This window comes from Burkholderia sp. SJZ089 (assembly GCF_007828315.1).
Taxonomy (GTDB): domain Bacteria; phylum Pseudomonadota; class Gammaproteobacteria; order Burkholderiales; family Burkholderiaceae; genus Burkholderia; species Burkholderia gladioli.
Window position 1 is genome coordinate 14,099 of the sequence record NZ_VIUM01000005.1, and the last position, 18,549, is coordinate 32,647.

Consider the following 18,549-nt stretch of genomic DNA (forward strand, 5'->3'; position numbering starts at 1 on the left):
TGGGGAAGGGCCGGTTCAGGCTCGGAGGGTTTCGCGCACGGCGGCGAGAAAGCGGCTGCGCTCGGCGGCGCAGGCGAGCGGGAAGCGCTCGAAGGCCTCGCCGCGGCGCAGGTCGGCGAACAGGCCGGCCGGGTCGGTATGGAAATGCAGGAAGGCGCGCGACTGGCGGTAGAACACGCCGCGTGCGCGTTCCTTCAGGCCCGTGCCGGCCAGTTGGCGGATTTCCGCGAGCAGCGGTTCGAGTCGATCTAGGGCGGCGCTGTCGGCGTGTTTCATCGGAGGTTTCCGCCTGGCGAGGCGCTGGCATAGGTGACGAAGGCGTGAGCGACGGCACCGTCGATCTCGATCCGATCGACGGCCGTGAAGCGCGCCGGCAGCGTTGGGAAGAACGTGTCGCCAGGCACCTGCAGATCGATTTCGGTCAGATGGACGACATCGGCGAAAGGCAGGAAGCGCTCGTAGATCTGTTGGCCGCCGCCGATGAGTACCCGCTCGCGCGGGTCGTCGCGGATGATGTCCACCAGCGCTTCGAAGCATGCCGCGCGCCGTGCGCCCGCCAGGGCCTCGTCGCGCGAACTGAGCACCACCACGTCCCGGCCAGGCAGGGGCCTGCCGATCGACTCGAAGGTCAGTCTCCCCATCACCAGCAACTGTCCCATCGTCAGTTCGCGGAAGCGCTTCTGCTCGCCGGGGATCGTCCAGGGAATGTCCTTGCCGAAACCGATGACGCGATTAGCCGCCATCGCGGCCACCATGACGATCTGTTTTCCCTCCAGCATGAAGGCCTCTCGATGTCGCTTTAATGCGGCATTCTAACGGGCGTGTGGGCTTCAGGCGGGTGCGACCGTGCAAGGAGCATGCTGGAAGCAACTGCCCGCCGGGACTCACGCAAGTATCGAAGCAGATCAAGAGCGCCTGGGCGCAAATCAATCAGATTCATCTGAAATTCAGAACTTGAGTCGTTTGAGTCAAGAACTTGGCAGTTGTTGACAGCTATCTTTCATTGCTTCGATAAGCTCGCGTCCCATAACTAACGAAATGGACGCAGGCCACGTCGAAGAGAATGAACAAGAATGCGCATCGCCTGGTGTATTCCAGGCTTCGGGGTATGGTGATGGCCGTCGCCGAGACGACCACGGCCGAGGGCAAATCCGCAAGCGGCGAGGCGCGGCGGGTCAAGCGATCGTCAGGCATGCGCGCTGCCGCGTTGCTGGCCACCTCGGCGGTGGCCGGTGCTCTGTCGACGGCGGTCCAGGCGCAAATCGTTGGGGCGGGGCCGAGCGCGCCGGTGGTGATTCAGACGCCGAACGGGCTGCCACAAGTCAATATCAACAAGCCAGGCGGCAGCGGTGTGTCGGTCAACACCTACAACCAGTTCGACGTGCAGAAGGCCGGCGCGATCCTGAACAACTCGGCCACCATGGTCCAGACCCAGCTTGGCGGATGGATCAACGGCAACCCGAACTTCGGGCCGAACGATGTGGCGCGCATCATCGTCAACCAGGTCAACGGCCCGAACCCCTCCCAGATCCGCGGCGCGCTGGAGATCGCAGGCGCCCGCGCCGAACTTGTCCTGGCCAACCCGTCCGGCATCTACCTGGATGGCGCGGGCTTCATCAATACCAGCCGCGCGGCCCTGACCACGGGCCTGCCGTTCTACGGAGCCGACGGCTCGCTGGCTGGCTACAACGTCAACCGCGGCCTCGTGACCGTTGCCGGGGCGGGCCTCAATGCCTCGAATCTCGATCAGGTCGACATCATTTCCCGCGCCGTGCAGGCCAATGCGGCGATCTACGCGAAGAATCTGAACGTGATCGCCGGCGCGAACCAGATCAATCACGACACGCTTGCCGCGATGCCGATCGCCGGTGACGGTCCTGCTCCCGCTGTCGCGATTGATGTGGCCCAGTTGGGCGGCATGTATGCCAACAGGGTATTTTTGATTGGCAACTCGGCAGGCGTCGGTGTCGCGAACGCAGGGACGATCGCGGCGCAGACAGGCGATCTGACGCTGCAATCGAACGGCCGCCTGATGCTCACGGGCAAGACGACGGCGAGCGGCAACCTCGCGTTGTCGGCCGCGAACGGGATACAGAACAGCGGTACGACTTACGCGCAGCAGTCGTTGTCGGCCAGCATCGGCACCGATCTCACGAACAGCGGGACACTGGCGGCACAGCAGGATACGAGCGTGAATGCCGGCAGCGTCAATTCAACCGGCACGCTCGGTGCGGGCGTGAACAACGACGGAGCGGTCGGCCAGGGCGGCGATCTGAACCTGACGGCCTCCGGCCAGTTGAGCGCAACTGGCCAGAATGCTGCTGGTGGCAATGCGTCGTTGACCGGTGCCAGTGTGAATCTCGCCGGCAGCCAGACGACAGCAAACGGCAATCTGTCGCTGGATGCGACAGCCGGCGACGTGAACCTGTCGAGCGCGACGACCAGCGCACAAGGTACGGTCAACGCGAAGGCTTCCGGCACGGTGATCAACGACCACGGCGGTGTGTCGAGCGGCGGCAGCATGACATTGACGGGTGCCAACCTGTCGAACCACGGCGGTACGATCACGCAGTATGGATCGTCGACGATGGGGATGAACGTTAGCGGCACGCTCGATAACTCGGCGTCCGGCGTGATCCAGACCAACGCTACCGACCTGACGCTCACGCCGGCCGAGCTGGACAACGCGGGCGGCATCATTACGCACGGCGGGATCGGGACGTTGACGATTGCACCCGGCACGGGAGCCAACGCGCTGAACAACGCGTCGGGCACCATCGTGACGAAGGGGCAAGCCAGTGTCCAAGCGGCTGGCTGGAACAACGCGGGCGGTATCCTCGCCGCGCAACGGTGCATCGACGCGACCATTTCGGGCCACTTGAACAATGCGCAGGGTTTGCTTCGTTCTGACGCGTCGCTGTCGTTGACAAATGGCGGTGCCCTGTCGAACCAAGGTGGCCAGATCAGTTCGACGCACGACTTATCGATCGCCGCGGCCACGCTGCAAGGCGGCGGCACCTACAGCGCGACGCATGACGCCAACGTGCATCTCCAAGGCGACTACACGGCGGCGTCCGATACCCAGTTCAATGTCGGTCACGACCTCGCGTTCACCTTGCCCGGCACCTTCACGAACAACGCGAGCCTGCAGTCCGTCAACACGCTGAGCGTCGACGCAGGCAACATCGTCAACGCGGGCGCCTTGACGGCCGGCGGCTTGCTGCGCACGCAGTCGACCAACCTGACCAATACCGGCGCGCTGGTGGGCGCCAGCGCCTCGCTGAACGCGATGAATACGATCGTGAACCTCGGGTCGACCGCGCTGATCGGGGCGTCGGACAGCAACGGCACGCTGGAGATTCTCGCGCACGACATTGAGAACCGCGACGACACCACCGCGACCGACTCGACGGCGACCACGGCCATCTTCGGCATGGGCAAGGTCGTGCTGGCGGGCGGCAAGGACGCGAGCGGCAGCTATACGAACGCCGCGCTCGTCAATAACGTGTCGGCCCTGGTCCAGTCCGGCGGCGACATGGAACTGCACGCGAACAAGGTGACGAACACGCGCCGCGTGATGAAGACGTCCACCAGCCAGATCGAGCCGGCATCGCTCGCGCAGTTCGGGGTTCCGATCAACGGCCGCACGGGACAGATCGGCGTGAAGGATCCGGACAGCATCGGCGGTGTCTACACCGAGCCGCCTCATGGCGGTCAGTGGAACAGCGTTTATCAGTTCACGACCTACTACGCGGACAGCGCGACAGCGACGACCGTAACGGATCTCAGCCCGGCCGCCCAGATCGTGTCGGGCGGCAAGATCGATGCGTCGTCGGGCGGTACGCTGCAAAACTACTGGAGCAACATCGCGGCGGTCGGCGACATCAAGATGCCGGCCCGCTACGACGCCGACGGCTGGGCGGCGTCCGGCCAGAAACTGCCGGGCGTGACGGTCTCCTATTCGGGGCAATACCACTACAACAACTACGACAACACCGAGCACGACTGGCAACTGCCGTTCGGCAACGCGCCGTTCGTGACGGGGCGCCCGGGTGGCTACACACAGGCGGCGCCGGCTTCCCTCAAGGACTACACGCTGCCGGGCTATTTTTCGACGCTGAGTTCGAACGGCACGATCTCGGGCACGGGCGCCAGCGTCAATAACACGGCCGGTAACGCGTCGATTCCGTCGCTCGGCCTGCTGCCGGGGCAATCGGTGCCAGGACTCACGCCGACCAAGCTGAGCGGTAACGCGAGCGGCGCGAAATCGGGGGCGTTGTCGGTGCACGGCGCGCCGTCCGCGCCGGTCGATCCGATCCTTGCCAGCGCGACGGCGCTGAACGTCCTGAACAATCTCACCATTCAGCAGGGTGACCTGTTCAAGCCGACCGCCGCGCCGAACGCGAGCTATGTGATCGAGACGAACCCGGCGTTCACGAACCAGAAGAACTTCATCTCGAGCGATTACTTCTTCAGTCAGATCGGTGTCGACCTGACGCATATCCCGAAGCGGCTGGGCGACGGCTTCTACGAGCAGCAACTGGTACGCAATCAGGTGACATCGCTGACGGGCAAGGCGGTGCTCGGACCGTACGCGGACCTGCAGACGATGTATGAGTCGCTGATGGCGGCCGGTGCCGATCTGTCGAAGTCGCTCGATTTGCCGATCGGCGCGAGCCTGTCGGCCGACCAGGTCGCCAGGCTGACCAGCAACGTGATCCTGATGGAAACGCGCGTGGTCGACGGCCAGTCGGTGCTGGTGCCGGTCGTGTATCTGGCGCAGGCCAGCCAGCAGAACATGAATGGCCCGTTGATCGCCGCAACCAACATCGATCTGCAGAACGCGCAGTCGTTCACCAACAGCGGCACGATCAAGGCGGCCAATACGCTGGCGATCCAGGGCAAGCAGATCGACAACGCATTCGGCGCGCTGCAAGGCGGCGGACTGATGGCGCTCTCGACCGAGAACAACATCGATCTGACGTCGGCGAACGTGAAGGCCGGCAGCCTGCAGTTGGACGCGGGCAAGGACCTGATTCTCGACACGGCGACGAAGGCGAACACACGCGTGAGCCGGGACGGCGCGACGAGCGTGGTGACGACGCTCGGGCCGACCGCGAAACTGGACGTCGTGGGCGACGCGTCGATCACGACGGGCGGTAACGTCCAGCAGAACGCGGGTGACCTGTCGGTCGGCGGTAATCTCGGCATGAATGTCGGCGGCAACTGGGATCTCGGTGCCGTGCAGACGGGCGAGCACAAGATCGTGCAGCGAGCCAATGGTGTGTCGAATACCGATATCAACAAGGTCACCGGTAGTTCGGTCAGCGTCGGTGGACAATCGAGTATCGGCGTCGGCGGCGATTTGACCGCACGCGGCGCGCAGATCGACCTGGGCCAAGGTGGGACGATCGCGGCCAAGGGCAACGTGACGCTCGGCACGGCGAGTGCGACCTCGACCGTGAACAGCAACAGTTCGGGCAGCGACAGTCACGGCAGCTATGCCGAGACGCTGCACACGTCCGACCAGGCACTGACTGGCTCGACGCTGAAGGGGGGCGATACGGTCAATATCGTGTCGGGCAAGGACATTACGCTTTCCGGCAGCGCGATTAGCCTCAACAAGGGCAACGCGAACCTGCTGGCGGCCGGCGACGTGAACGTCGGTGCGGCAATGGAGACGCATGAGCTCAACTCATACGAAACGCATAGCCACAGCAATGTGGTGAGCGGCGTAAAGATTGCGAGCGGGATCGACCAGACGATGACGCTCAATCGTGGCAGTCTGGTGTCGGCGGACGGTGTGAATATAGTCAGTGGAAAGGACGTCAATGTTCAGGGCAGCACCCTCGTCGGGACGAACGACTTGACGCTCACTGCCGCGCACAACGTGAGGGTGACGACGTCGCAGGATACCTTGCAGTGGTCGAACTACTACGACAAGAAGGAATCGGGGCTGATGTCGGGCGGCGGTCTGTCAGTGTCGGTTGGCAGCAGTTCGCTGAAGACCCGCAGTCAGACGACCGAGGTGTCGAACAACGGCAGCACGATCGGTTCGCTGAAAGGCAACCTCAGCATCGCTGCGGGGAACGATCTGCACGTAACGGGAAGCGACCTGATTGCGGCCCAGAACCTGAGCGGAACAGGCGCGAACGTGACGATCGACGCTGCGCAGGATACCCGTCACCGGGGCGAGACGCAGGACGTGTCGAAGAGCGGCCTGACGTTGGCGCTGAAAGCGCCCGTGATCGATGCGGTGTCGAATGCCGTGGGTCAATCGCGAGCGGCCAGTCGTAGCCAGGATGGCCGCGCCGCAGCGTTGCACGGGATGGCGGCGGCCAGCGCGGCGTGGGATGCGAACATGGCCGCGGGCGATCTGGTCAATACACTGGGGGCAGGCGAAACGCCCCAGTTCAAGGTTGAGGTCAGCGTCGGCAGCAGTCACAGCAAGAGCGCGTTCTCGGAAGATAGCGTGACGAATCGCGGCTCCAGCGTCATGGCAGGCGGAACCGCGGCGTTCGCGGCGACGGGTAACGGCCAGCCAGGAAGCGGCAATGTGATGATCGCGGGCTCGAACGTGAACGCGAACGATGTGATCCTGGCGGCAAAGAATCAGGTCAATATCGTCAACACGACCGATACGGACTCGACGCGCAGCACGAACGATTCGAAGAGCGCGAGCGTTGGTGTGTCGGTCGGCACGGGCGGGTTCGGTGTCTCGGCGGCGATGTCGAAAGCCAGCGGCGACGGCAACAGCGACTTGGTCACGCAGAACAACAGCCATGTGAACGCGACAAACGGCGTGACGATCATCTCGGGCGGCGATACGAACCTCATCGGCTCGACCGTGAAGGGCAATCAGGTGAATGCCGATGTGGGCGGAAATCTGAACATCGCGAGCGTGCAGGATACGTTGTCGAGCGCGGCGCATCAGTCGAGTTCGGGCGGCGGCTTCAGCATCAGCCAGGGCGGCGCCAGTGGGAACTTCAGCCAGAGCAAGGGCGACGCGTCGGGAAGCTATGCGGGCGTCAATGAGCAGGCCGGAATTCATGCGGGCGATGGCGGGTTCAATGTCAACGTGGCCGGCAATACCGACCTGAAGGGTGGGTTGATTGCGAGCGACGCGGATGCGTCGAGGAATTCGCTGACGACAGGGTCGCTCTCCTTCTCGGACGTTCAGAATCAGTCGCACTACGATGCGAGTTCGAGCGGTTTCAGTGCGGGCGCGACGACCGGCGATGGCGGGATGAACTACAGCACACATGGCAGCGATCGCGTGACGACGAAGAGCGGCGTCAGCGCGGGGACGATCACGATTAGGGATTCGGTGAACCAGAAGCAGGATGTGGCAAGCCTGAACCGCGATACGACGAATACGAACGGTACAGTTTCCAAGCTCCCTGACGTGCAGAACCTGTTGAGCAATCAGGCGGACGTGATGGCGGCGGCCAGCGCCGCCGGTGAAGCGGTGTCGCGCCGTATCGGGGACTACGCGGACAAGATGATGAAGGAGGCCGCGGCGGACGGGGACAAGGCGGGCGTTGACGCGTGGAAGGAGGGCGGAGCGAATCGAGCGCTGATGCAAGGTGCCGGCGCGGCGCTGGTGACGGGGCTGGCGGGCGGTAACACGGTAGGCGGCGCAGCCGGCGCGGCGATTGCGTCGATCGCGTCGGGCAAGTTGAACGAACTGAGCGGTGCAATCGCGGACAGCGATCCGACTGGCGACGTCAATATGAATCAGGCACTGGGCAATATCGTGGCGAATGCGTTGGCGACGGGGGCCGGTGCGGCGGTGGGTGGTGAATCGGGGGCGTTCTCGGGGTACAACGTGGATCGGTTCAACCGGCAATTGCATGCGGAAGAAAAGAAGGCGATTAGCGAAAAGGCAAACAGAGATAGGGCACTCGAAGATCGGTTGACTCGCGCTGCATGTTTTATTGACCAATGTTGGATCGAATTCCCGCCCAACAGTGCGGCTTTCAACGCAAGCTTCGTCTCACTTGTTGAGGCAGAAAATTTGAAGTCAGAAATTGGGTGGGTGAAATCGCAGCAGGGGCAAGGCCTCTTTGTTTACACCGGCGGTCAACAGTACGTGGACAATGTTAAAGCAAATATTATCGCTCCCGGCAAGGATGCCATTAAACTCGTTACCGGTGGCCTTACTGCAGCCACTGGTCTTGGCGTATGCGGTTTTGGTGGTGTGGCGTGTATTGTTGGTGGTCCAATGGCCGCAATGGGGGCGAGCGATTTTGCCGAGGGTGCCTCTGGATTGTTTAATTTTTACATGGGAAAGGGCGCCGCGGGATACAACCCACTGAGGGAGACTTTCTCTTCAATTTCCCCCCAATGGGGCGGAACTGCATACGATGTCGTAAATTTTAGTGTAAGCGTTGGGGGTCTTTGGGCACCTCGCACGCTTAATGTTGGTCTTGCTGATGGGCTTGGTCGGCCACAGTCTATGTTTGGCGTGTCAGTTCCTGCATACAATAATGTCACATTGTTTCCGCCAACAAAAATGCCATTGCCGGGGGTAAATCAGCCCTTGATGCTGTTTGGTGTGGGGTCCCGAGGGATTGCCGTCTACAACGACGTGTCAAAGGAAACAAAGGTGGGTAATTAATGAATAGGGATTTATGCGCTAAAGCCCGTCTCTTTGTGGTCGTTGCCTCAATATCATTTGGGACGGGTGTTTTCTGGGCGTTTCTCACGTCAGAGCTGATCAGACATTTGTTTGGATTAGACGAGAACAAAACGTTAATTTTTTTTGGCGGGCCATTTTTCATAATTTACTTTATTTGGTGCTGCAAGATGCTACCCGGGGTTATGACAAGAAATTAATGAGGATGGGTTAAGGTTGTTCTGACTTCCAAATAGCCTGACAGTATCCAGCACACATGGCAGCGCATTAGGCAAGAATACAGGCGGTGCGGCGCCCATGCTCGGCCAGAACGACAGTGGCAGCGATCGCGCGACGACGAAGAGCGGCGTCAGCGCGGGGACGGTCACGATTAGGGATTCAGTGAGCCAGAAGCAGGATGTGGCAAGCCTGAACCGCGATACGACGAATACGAACGGTCCAGTTTCCAAGCTCCCCGACATGCAGAACCTGCTGAGCAATCAGGCGGACATGATGGCGGCGGCCAGCGCCGCCGGTGAAGCGGTGTCGCGCCGTATCGGGGACTACGCGGACAAGATGATGAAGGAGGCCGCGGCGAACGGGGACAAGGCGGGCGTTGACGCGTGGAAGGAAGGTGGAGCGAATCGAGCGCTGATGCAAGGTGCTGGCGCGGCGCTGGTGACGGGGCTGGCGGGTGGCAATGCTGTCGGCGGCGCTGCCGGTGCGGCGATTGCGTCGATCGCCTCCGGCAAGCTGAACGAGCTCAGCAGCGCGATCGCTGGCAGCGATCCGACCGGTAACGCGAATATGAATCAGGCGCTGGGGAACATCGTGGCGAACGCGCTGGCGACGGGGGCCGGTGGTGTCGGCGGCGGTGAATCGGGGGCGTTCTCGGGGTACAACGTCGACCGGTTCAATCGGCAGCTTCACCCTGAGGAAAAGACGCTGGCGAAGCAACTGGCAGATAAGAGCAAAGGAAAATATACCCAAGCGCAGATCGAAGATCAGATGCGGATTATGGGTGTGTCCGTGAATGGGATCGACGAATCTGGTACGCCGGCGACGCTCGTTGGCACGACACCAGCTGACATGGGTGCGCAATGGATCGGCGCACCGGCTACGGCCGATGGCAAGATGGTTTTAACGCAGAAAACGGCTACCGCAAACCTTGAGTTGCAGTCTTATATCGTGGCAAACGCGGATTCGGCTGCGCCTAGTCAGGTGCCGAGTCAGTTTAGCTATGATCGTTCTACAGGCAGTGGGGCGGGGTTCAATCTGACGGGACCGTTTACGAAGTTCGACCAGTCGGATGCGAACTATGTGAAGGGAACGACTGCGGACACGGCCTCGATGGTGTCGAATACTGCCGGGTGGATTTCGTCGACTGCGGCAACTGGGGCCGCCGTGCCATCACCCTTTGCTCCAGCGTTTGGAACGATTGTTTACGGAGCGACCGTCGTAGGTATAGGAGCTGACGCCGTGTCTCAACTGGTAAGCCCCAATGCAGGTCAATACACCTACGAAGGTGCTTTGGCATTGGGTGGGCAAGTGGTTGGAGATAAGATCCCTATCGCGTCGCTGGTCATCAATGGCACATCCGAGGTCATAAAAAAGCAGCCATTCTCAACAACGATCGGCAACTGGGTAGGCCAACAGTTGACTTCGATTTTCGGTCCGAGTGCTGAAAAGGGGAAGAAATGAGATTCATTGAAGACGGCAATTTTTCAGGGTGGCTTAGAGTTGTCCTTTTTTTGGTTGGCTTGGCCTTGACCGTCGGGGGACTTGGATTTGACCAAATTCCCCGGTGGATTAGAGCTGGGGTATTCCTCTTCGGCTTTGGGATGATGGCCCTTGGAGGCATTTCCAGTCGAGCGCATATGCTGAAGATCAAGCCCTTCTATAACAGCTACAAAAAGGTGCGCAAGAGCTATGAGGTAAATAACGACGAGCCGAAAAAGCCACGGCAATAATATATCAAATTACTATTGCAAAACAATCATTAATATATATTTATAAATCGTCACAGAATAATGCACCTATAACATGCTCGACTGAATTGTAGCCAACGATCAGATGCCTAGAAAAACACATGAGAACTATTTACAGGGGGAATTTTGCTGCGGCAGCGCTGCTGTTTATCGCGACCAGTGTGTCGGCGCAGGAAGCGCCGCGCCTGACCGTTCCGAGCAACGATCAGCAGTCCCGACAGCAGGAAGAGGCACGTGAACGCGAACGGACCGTCACCGCACCCGGGGTGCGATCAGACGTGGTAGCGAATGCTGAATATCCAACACTGCCATCAGAAACGCGGTGCTTTCGCGTTGATCGTTTTGCACTCGACGTCCCCGATGCGCTGCCCGCTTCCCTGAAATCGCAAGGCGCATCGGCATTGCCGATGGACCGCTTCGCCTTCACGCGTGAGTGGCTCGCCCACTACGCCGGGCAGTGCGTCGGCAAGCAAGGTCTCGACATGCTGATCAAGGGCCTGTCGCAAGCCATCCTGGCACGCGGCTACGTCACGACGCGCGTGCTGCTACCCGAACAGGATCTCTCCACCGGCACGCTGAAGCTCTCGCTGATCCCCGGTGTCATCCGCCATGTGCGCTTCGCCGATGAAAAGCTCCGCGCCACCTGGAAGACCGCCTTCCCAACCGGCGACGGCGAACTATTGAACCTGCGCGACCTCGAACAGGGCCTCGAGCAGATGAAGCGCGTGACGAGCCAGGACGTATCGATGCAGATCGTTCCCGCCGACGTGCCGGGCGAGAGCGACGTCGTACTCGACGTGAAGCGCGGCAAGCCGTGGACAGTCGTCGCCTCGATCGACAACTCGGGTACGCGAGCGACCGGCCGCCTGCAGGGCAACCTGTCGCTCGGCATCGACAATCCCCTGGGCCTGAACGACATCTTCAACATCGGCGTGAGCCAGGATCTGGAGTTTGGCGACAAGCGCCTGGGCTCGCACGGCTGGAACGGTTTCTATTCGATCCCGTGGGGCTACTGGACCGCGACGCTATCCGCTTACACGAACACCTACTATCAGCAGATCGCCGGCGTAAACCAGACCTTCATCGCGAGCGGCAATTCGAAGACGATCGATTTCAAGCTGAACCGTGTGCTGTCACGCAGTCAGAACGATGTATTCGGCGCGCAGTTTCGCTTGTCCTGACGATCGGCAGCCGCTACACGGTGCGAGGATTCGACGGCGAAACGATGCTGGCGGCGTCGCGCGGCTTCTATTGGCGCAACGAACTGCAGGCGCCGATCGGGCAGAGCGGACAGGCGATCTACGTGGGCCTCGACTACGGTCGCGTGTGGGGCCGCAGCCGATCGTGCTGGTGGGCACGCAGCTCGCGGGCGCGGTGATCGGCGTCAAGGGCAGCGTCGCGACACGCTTCGTCGCCTACGGCTACGACCTGTTCGCTGGCACGCCGGTCTACAAGCCGTCCGGCTTCCCGACCGCGCGGATCACGGTCGGTTTCCAGGCGACGGCGCAGTTCTGATCTGACGGCGAGCGCTCCCATCGTTCAAGATCGCGCCAGCCCGGCCGCGCCGAGGGAGGACTCGGAACTGACGGCGTTTCTTCGTGTCCCACGCCCCAGCAACACCACCGTCAACGACCTCACCCCCTGCGCCCCCTGGATCAGCACGCCCTCGATATCGGCCGTGGCCGAGGGCCCCGTCACCAGCGCCGCGTAGCTCGCCTCACGAAAATCGGCAATCCGATACAGGTCCTGCAAGCCGTCGACGATATCGGCCGGATCGAGCAGCACCACCAGATGCTGGACCAGGTAACCCAGCGCATTGACGCGATACTCCGCCTCGGAAAGCCAGACCGATCCGGTTTCGGCCACGCCATGGCGCGCCCGCACCACGCCCACCTCCACCTCGTGCAGCGAAGCCGGCACCCGTGCCGCATCGAGCAACTCGACGCCCGGCACCTCGTCCGTGGCCGACAGCGGCACATGCCCCGGAAACCGCTCGGCGAACCATCCCGGTAGTTCCGCACGCGAGGCCGGCGTGACGCACTTGCCACCCATCGTCGCCAGGCTCGCGCGGAAACGTTCGAGCCGATCGCCCGCGGGCGTCTCGAACACCGGCAGCACCGGCAACGGATGCGGATCGTCGCCGCCGATCGCCGCGAAGCTGCCGTTACCGCCATCCTCGCGCACGGCCACACGCTGCGCCGCGCGCACGCGCATCAGGAATTCCTCGCGAGACACGCTCATGATGTCGACTCCTCGTCCTTGTCCTTATCCGGGCCCGCCTGGGCGCCGTCCTTCCCCCGATTCGCCTCGTACCAATCGCGGAACGTCTGCCTCGGCGCCTCGGGCAACGCGCGCCCCTTGCCCCAGGTATTGAGCGGGTTGTAGAGCACCAGGTTCGGCAGCCGATGCAGGGCGGTCTGCATCGAACGCACCGAGGCGCGATACAGCGAGGGATTGGCCAGCAGCTTGCCCGCCACCTTGATCAGCCCGCGCTTGACGCGCGGCAGCTCGCCTTCCTCGGCGACGATCTGGCGCCAGCGATACAACTGCTCGTGGATATTGATCTTGACCGGGCAGACATTGCTGCAACTGCCGTTCATGGTCGAGGCGAAGGGCAGGGTGCTGAAGCGCTTGAGATCGTAGGCCGGGTTGAGGATCGCGCCGATCGGCCCGGCATAGGTGCTGCCATACGACAGCCCGCTGCTGCGTCGATAGACCGGGCAGGTGTTCATGCAGGCGCCGCAGCGGATGCACTTCAGCGAGTACCAGAAATCGTCCATCGCCAGGCGGGCCGAGCGGCCGTTGTCGACGATCACGAAATGCATCTCGGTGCCGGGGCGCGGCTTGCGGAAGTGCGAGGTGTACTGCGTGATCGGCGAGCCGAGCGCGCTGCGCGAGAGCAGCCGCACGAACACGCCGAGGTCGGCGATGCGCGGGATCAGCTTCTCGATGCCGATCGAGACGATATGCACCGGCGGCACGTTGGCCGACAGGTCGGCATTGCCCTCGTTGGTGCAGACCACCACGGTGCCGGTCTCGGCCACCGCGAAGTTGCAGCCCGTCATGCCGGCGCCGGCTTCCAGGAAGGCCGGGCGGGTGGTCACGCGCTGGCTCTCGGCCAGGTAGTGGATGTCGTCGTTGGCGGGATCGGTGCCGAGCGTGCGGCCGAACAATTCGGCCACGTCGCCGCGCAGCTTGTGCACGGCCGGCACCACCACGTGCGAGGGCGGCTGCTGGTCGAGCTGCTGGATCCGCTCGCCCAGATCGGTCTCCATCACCTCGATGCCGCGCGGCCCGAGGTATTCGCGCAGCTCGCATTCGTCGGTCAGCATCGACTTGCTCTTGACCAGCGTCTTCACGCCATGCGATTCGAGGATGCGGTAGACGGTTTCGTTGTGTGCGGCCGCGTCGAGCGCCCAGTGCACCTTCACGCCATTGGCCTCGGCGTTCGAGGCGAACTGCTCCAGGTAGTCGGCCAGGCGCGACAGCGTGTGTTCCTTGATCTGCGAGGCGAGCGTGCGCAGCGTTTCCCATTCCTCGATCGAGGCGGCCTGGGCGTCGCGCTTCTTGCGCAGGTCCCACAGACGGCGGTCGTGGAAGGCCACGTGCTCGGTCTTGGCAAGGAAGGCCTCGGCGGCGCCGGCGTGATCGACGGGTTTGGCGCGGCTCATGCCTGCACCTCCACGCGGCCGGGGCTGGCCGGCGCGGCCGTATCGACGCCGTTGAGCACCTGGGCGATGTGCAGGAAGCGCATCGGGATCCGTTCGCGCGCGGCGCAGCCCTGCTGGTGCATCAGGCAGGACATGTCGGCCGAGACCATGAACTCGGCGCCGGCCTGCCGGTGGTCGCGCACCTTGTCCTGGCCCATGCGCACCGAGACGGCCGCCTCCGATACCGAGAAGGTGCCGCCGAAGCCGCAGCATTCGTCTGGCCGGGCGGGCGCGGCGAAGCGGACCCCGGCCACGCCCTCCAGGAGCGTGCGCGCCTTCGACCAGGGCTCGCCCTGGATCTCGCTCATCGAGGCCGCGTGCAGGTGGCGGATCGCGCTGCAACTGTTGTGCAGCCCGACCGTGTGCTCGAAGCGTGCCCAGGGGAACGCACGCACGCCGAGCACGTCGTGCAGGAACTCGGTCAATTCGTAGGTATTGGCGCGCACCGCCGCGATCCGCGGCGATTCGCCGGCCGCCGTCAGGTGCTGGCGCACATGGTGGACGCAGCTCGAGGAGGGCGCCACCACGTAGTCGTAGCCGGCGAAGTTGTCGACGAACAGCGCTTCGGCGCCGGCCGCGTCGGCCTCGCAGCCGTTGTTGGCGAGCGGCTGGCCGCAGCAGGTCTGGCGGCGCGGATAGTCGACGTCGAGGCCGAGCTTGTCGAGCAGCTCCAGCGTCGCGATGCCGACCTCGGGGTAGAGCGCATCGATGAAACAAGGCACGAACAGGGCCACCTTCATGGAATTCTCCTGCTGGGGGATGTGGCGCCGCCTCGGGGCGGCGCCTGTCTGGTCCGATCGCCGGGCGGGGCTGGCCTGGCATCGGTGGTCGCCATGATCGACAGCCCGCCCGGCTTCCGGCAAACTGGTACGACCAGTTTACGGTTTGTCGGCCGGGCCGCGCTTTCCCGATCTCCCCGATCTTCCGCCATCCTTCGATTCGATCCACCCATCCACGCCAGCCCAGCCTCCCGATGAAAACCCCCAGCCAGACCGAGCGCATCCTGCGCGAGATCGAGACGCAACTGATCGAGGGCGTGTGGGCGCCCGGCGAACGGATCCCGGGCGAGCGCAAGCTGGCCGAGTCGATGGGCGCGGCGCGCTCGACGGTGCGCACGGCGCTGCAGCGGCTGGTGGCGCGCGGGCTGCTGACGAGCCGCCCGATGTCGGGCTTCTACGTTTCCGACCGCCTGCAGACGGGCCTGATCTCGCCGTGGCGGCAACTGGTCGGCGACCATCCCGAGCTGCGCCCCGACATGCTGGAATTCCGCCTGATGCTGGAGGCCACCACGGCCTACCTGGCGGCGATGCGCGCCACCGACGAGGACCTGACGCGGATCGGCAACGTGATGGCGGCGATGGTCGAGGCGCATCGCGAGGGCGACCACGCGCGCGAATCGCGGCTCGACGGCGATTTCCACGCGGCGCTGGCCGGCGCCTCGCACAACGCGATGCTGCGCCACCTGCAAGGCAGCCTGGCCAAGATGCTGCACACCCATATCTCGCTCAACAACACCAACCTGTTCGAGCTGCGCGAGCAGGCCGGCGAGCACATCCTCGCCCAGCACCTGCGGCTGTGGGAGGCGATCCGCGCGCGCCAGCCCGAGGAGGCGCGGCGCCTGATGGTCGAGCATATCGGCTTCGTCTGGCGCAAGCTCGAACCCGACCTGCCTGTCACCGCGATGTGAGCCGGCGACATGAACCGCGCGCACCATCCCGTTGCGCATGCAACGACCTGCCCGACACCGACCTTTTCCCGCTTCTCCAATGACGACGACCTCCCTGCTGATTCGTGACATCCGCACCCTGGACGGCGCGCGCGCCGACATCCTCGTCACCGGTTCGCGGATCGCCGCGATCGGCCCCGCGCTGGCGCCGCCGCCCGGCTGCGCGATCGAGGACGGCGCGCTCCGGCTGGCGCTGCCGGGCCTGGTCGAGGGCCACACGCATCTCGACAAGACGCACTGGGGCCTGCCCTGGTTCCGCAACGAGGTCGGCCCGCGCCTGGTCGATCGCATCGAGTTCGAGCGACGCTGGCGCGCCGAGCAGGGGCACCACGCGGGCCGGCAGTCGCTGGCCCTGGCGCGCGCCTTCCTGGCGGCCGGCACCACGCGGCTGCGCACCCATGTCGACATCGATACCGAGGCGGGCCTGAAGCACCTGGAAGGCGTGCTCGCCACGCGCGAGGCGATGCGCGGCCGGCAGGAAATCCAGATCGTCGCCTTCCCGCAATCGGGCGTGCTGGCGCGGCCCGGCACCGAGGCGCTGCTCGACGCGGCGCTGGGCGCCGGCGCGGACCTGGTCGGCGGGCTCGATCCCTGCGCGATCGAGGGCGACCCGGTGGCGGCCGTCGACCTGATGTTCCGGCTCGCCGAGCGGCACGGCAGCGGCATCGACCTGCACCTGCACGAGCGCGGCGAGATGGGCGCGGCCTCGCTGGGGCTGGTCCTCGATCGCACCGCCGCGCTCGGCATGCGCGGCCGGGTGGCGATCAGCCATGGCTTTTGCCTGGGCGGGGTGGAGCCGCGCGTGCGCGACGCGCTGCTGGCGCGCATGGCCGCGCTGGACGTGCCGATCGTCACCAGCGCGCCGCCCGACATCGAGGTGCCGTCGGTGGCGGCCTGCCGCGCGGCGGGCGTGACCGTGGTGGGCGGCAACGACGGGATCCGCGATACCTGGACGCCCTATGGCCGCCCCGACATGCTCGAACGCGCGATGCTGATCGGCATGCGCAACAACTTCCGCCGCGACGACGAGCTGGCCGTCGCGCTCGACTGCGTGACGGATTCGGCCGCGCGCGGCTGCGGTTTCGGCGACTACGGCCTGGCGCCGGGCGCGCGCGCCGACCTGGTGCTGGTGGAGGCGGCCGGCGCGGCCGAGGCGGTGGTCGCGCGCCCGCCGCGGCGGCTGGTGGTGGCCTCGGGCGCGATCGTCGCGCGCGACGGCGTGCTGGTGGCGGGTTGAGGCAGGCACCGCGCGGGTGCGTCGGCGGACGATGATCCGATCTGTCGTCGGCCGGCGCGAAGCGCGCCACGCCGGCGATCGGCCGGCTTCGCATGCGGCCCGCGCGGTTCGCCCGCCACGGCCGCGCCGCGAAAAACGATCGTCCAGAATGCGCTCCCACGAGGCGCCGGCAAGCGGCCGGCGCGACCGGAGCCCTCATCATGAAAAGCAGCCTCACCGGCGTGTCGGCATCGCACGATGCCGGCATCCCCGTCGCCGACAGCCACGCGACGCAACCCGAACCCGATCACGGCGCGCCTTCGACGAACGCGAACCCGGGCCTGCTGTCCGGCCTTGGCGTCTTGCGCCGCGCCTTCGCCGGCGGCTCGGGCGCCAAGCCCGCAACGGCCGACGCCACCGGCAATACCGGACAGCGCGCGCGCGTGCCGGCCGAGCTGCTGCACCAGATCGCCGCCTCGGGCGGCGCCGAGACGCGTCGCGCGATGCGCCCGGTCAGCCGGCAATTCCACGCGATCGCCGAGGACCAGACCACGCAGCGCCGCCTCACCAGCAGCATGCTTCTGCGCAAGGTAGCCCAGGCGATCGACCAGGGACGATATCCGAAGCTCTCGCATCTCGATGCCAGCGGCCTCGAGCTGCGCGCGCCGAGTTCGCGCCGCTCGCTGGCCGCGCCGTTCGGCGAGGCGCCGCTGCCGGCACTCGGCAAGCTGGAGAAGCTCGATCTCCAGGAGAACGGCAACCTCGGCAGCCAGGGTTTGATCCAGTTGATCGGCGACGGCGCGCAATTGCGCGAACTGAACGCCGCGGGCACCGGGGCGGGCGACGCCGGCGCGCAGTACCTAGCGAACCTGCCGCAACTGCGCAAGCTCGGCTACGGGGACATGCGCCTGACGATCGCCGGCGTGCGCGCGCTGGCGGCGCATCCCGGCCTCGAATCTCTGGCGCTGGGCAACAGCCCCGGCGTCGGCCACGAGGGGGCGCAAGTGCTGGCCGGCAACGGCCGGCTGCGCGAGCTGACGCTCGACAACTGCGCGATCGGCAATCGCGGCGCCGAGGCGCTGGCGGGCATGACGGGCCTGCAACGGCTGCGCCTGCCCGACAACGACATCGGCGATCGCGGCGCGCTCGCGCTGGCCGCGAACCCGCGGCTGCTCCATCTCGACCTGCGCGGCAATTCGGGCATCAGCCAGCCGGTGCGGCGGCAACTCGCCGAGCAGGCGCGCGCGACGGGCCGCGTGATCCTGGTCTGATGTCGCGCGCCGCCGCCGGTC

General features: G+C 64.6%; 11 protein-coding genes and 1 pseudogene. 7 read left to right on the forward strand and 5 right to left on the reverse strand.

Features of this window, described 5'->3' with window-relative positions:
* Nucleotides 1-15: 15 nt before the first annotated feature.
* Both FB600_RS10445 and FB600_RS10450 read right to left on the reverse strand, forming a co-directional pair.
* Nucleotides 16-276 carry a hypothetical protein gene (locus FB600_RS10445; RefSeq protein ID WP_145756847.1) on the reverse strand — a complete coding sequence of 87 codons (261 nt, stop codon included), beginning with the start codon at nucleotides 274-276 and terminating at the stop codon, nucleotides 16-18.
* The gene (locus FB600_RS10450; RefSeq protein ID WP_098154058.1) at nucleotides 273-779 is read right to left on the reverse strand and encodes a dihydrofolate reductase; all 507 of its coding nucleotides are present in this window, start codon (nucleotides 777-779) and stop codon (nucleotides 273-275) included. The genes FB600_RS10445 and FB600_RS10450 overlap by 4 nt, the downstream gene beginning before the upstream one ends.
* A 284-nt stretch (nucleotides 780-1,063) precedes the next feature.
* On the opposite strand from FB600_RS10450, the gene FB600_RS10455 reads away from it, so the two are divergent.
* The 4 genes and pseudogenes from FB600_RS10455 to FB600_RS10470 all read left to right on the forward strand — a co-directional run bounded on the left by FB600_RS10455 (nucleotide 1,064) and on the right by FB600_RS10470 (nucleotide 12,120).
* Entirely contained in the window at nucleotides 1,064-8,620 is a 7,557-nt protein-coding gene (locus FB600_RS10455; RefSeq protein WP_145756846.1) for a hemagglutinin repeat-containing protein, read from the forward strand.
* A 315-nt stretch (nucleotides 8,621-8,935) separates the two neighbouring features.
* Nucleotides 8,936-10,318 (forward strand): hemolysin, encoded by a 1,383-nt coding sequence (locus FB600_RS10460; RefSeq protein WP_105821036.1) that lies wholly within the window; start codon nucleotides 8,936-8,938, stop codon nucleotides 10,316-10,318.
* The gene (locus tag FB600_RS10465; protein ID WP_145756845.1) at nucleotides 10,315-10,587 is read left to right on the forward strand and encodes a hypothetical protein; all 273 of its coding nucleotides are present in this window, start codon (nucleotides 10,315-10,317) and stop codon (nucleotides 10,585-10,587) included. The genes FB600_RS10460 and FB600_RS10465 overlap by 4 nt, the downstream gene beginning before the upstream one ends.
* Before the next feature lie 119 nt (nucleotides 10,588-10,706).
* Nucleotides 10,707-12,120: pseudogene (locus FB600_RS10470) on the forward strand (ShlB/FhaC/HecB family hemolysin secretion/activation protein).
* 24 nt (nucleotides 12,121-12,144) lie between these two features.
* Here the strand turns inward: FB600_RS10470 and FB600_RS10475 are convergent.
* The 3 genes from FB600_RS10475 to FB600_RS10485 are packed head-to-tail and all read right to left on the reverse strand — an operon-like array spanning nucleotide 12,145 to nucleotide 15,055.
* The gene (locus FB600_RS10475; RefSeq protein WP_096748936.1) at nucleotides 12,145-12,846 is read right to left on the reverse strand and encodes a lactate utilization protein C; all 702 of its coding nucleotides are present in this window, start codon (nucleotides 12,844-12,846) and stop codon (nucleotides 12,145-12,147) included.
* Nucleotides 12,843-14,276 (reverse strand): lactate utilization protein B, encoded by a 1,434-nt coding sequence (locus FB600_RS10480; RefSeq protein ID WP_036051582.1) that lies wholly within the window; start codon nucleotides 14,274-14,276, stop codon nucleotides 12,843-12,845. The genes FB600_RS10475 and FB600_RS10480 overlap by 4 nt, the downstream gene beginning before the upstream one ends.
* Nucleotides 14,273-15,055 (reverse strand): (Fe-S)-binding protein, encoded by a 783-nt coding sequence (locus tag FB600_RS10485; protein ID WP_145756844.1) that lies wholly within the window; start codon nucleotides 15,053-15,055, stop codon nucleotides 14,273-14,275. Before FB600_RS10485 ends, FB600_RS10480 begins: the two co-directional genes overlap by 4 nt.
* A 233-nt stretch (nucleotides 15,056-15,288) precedes the next feature.
* On the opposite strand from FB600_RS10485, the gene FB600_RS10490 reads away from it, so the two are divergent.
* From FB600_RS10490 to FB600_RS10500, 3 genes are all read left to right on the forward strand, one after another.
* A complete protein-coding gene (locus tag FB600_RS10490) occupies nucleotides 15,289-16,002 on the forward strand; it encodes a FadR/GntR family transcriptional regulator (protein ID WP_047837511.1) in 714 nt (237 codons plus the stop codon).
* A 79-nt stretch (nucleotides 16,003-16,081) separates the two neighbouring features.
* Nucleotides 16,082-17,278, forward strand: coding sequence for an amidohydrolase family protein (locus FB600_RS10495; protein ID WP_098154054.1), 1,197 nt, complete (start codon nucleotides 16,082-16,084; stop codon nucleotides 17,276-17,278).
* Between the two features lie 200 nt (nucleotides 17,279-17,478).
* Nucleotides 17,479-18,528 carry a hypothetical protein gene (locus FB600_RS10500; protein ID WP_186196667.1) on the forward strand — a complete coding sequence of 350 codons (1,050 nt, stop codon included), beginning with the start codon at nucleotides 17,479-17,481 and terminating at the stop codon, nucleotides 18,526-18,528.
* Nucleotides 18,529-18,549: the final 21 nt, after the last annotated feature.

Coding starts and splice junctions, on each gene's coding strand:
- FB600_RS10480 (WP_036051582.1), bottom strand. CDS start 14,276: ATGAGCCGCGCCAAACCCGTCGATCACGCCGGCGCCGCCGAGGCCTTC.
- FB600_RS10465 (WP_145756845.1), top strand. CDS start 10,315: ATGAGATTCATTGAAGACGGCAATTTTTCAGGGTGGCTTAGAGTTGTC.
- FB600_RS10490 (WP_047837511.1), top strand. CDS start 15,289: ATGAAAACCCCCAGCCAGACCGAGCGCATCCTGCGCGAGATCGAGACG.
- FB600_RS10500 (WP_186196667.1), top strand. CDS start 17,479: ATGAAAAGCAGCCTCACCGGCGTGTCGGCATCGCACGATGCCGGCATC.
- FB600_RS10450 (WP_098154058.1), bottom strand. CDS start 779: ATGCTGGAGGGAAAACAGATCGTCATGGTGGCCGCGATGGCGGCTAAT.
- FB600_RS10485 (WP_145756844.1), bottom strand. CDS start 15,055: ATGAAGGTGGCCCTGTTCGTGCCTTGTTTCATCGATGCGCTCTACCCC.
- FB600_RS10460 (WP_105821036.1), top strand. CDS start 8,936: ATGCTCGGCCAGAACGACAGTGGCAGCGATCGCGCGACGACGAAGAGC.
- FB600_RS10455 (WP_145756846.1), top strand. CDS start 1,064: ATGAACAAGAATGCGCATCGCCTGGTGTATTCCAGGCTTCGGGGTATG.
- FB600_RS10475 (WP_096748936.1), bottom strand. CDS start 12,846: ATGAGCGTGTCTCGCGAGGAATTCCTGATGCGCGTGCGCGCGGCGCAG.
- FB600_RS10445 (WP_145756847.1), bottom strand. CDS start 276: ATGAAACACGCCGACAGCGCCGCCCTAGATCGACTCGAACCGCTGCTC.
- FB600_RS10495 (WP_098154054.1), top strand. CDS start 16,082: ATGACGACGACCTCCCTGCTGATTCGTGACATCCGCACCCTGGACGGC.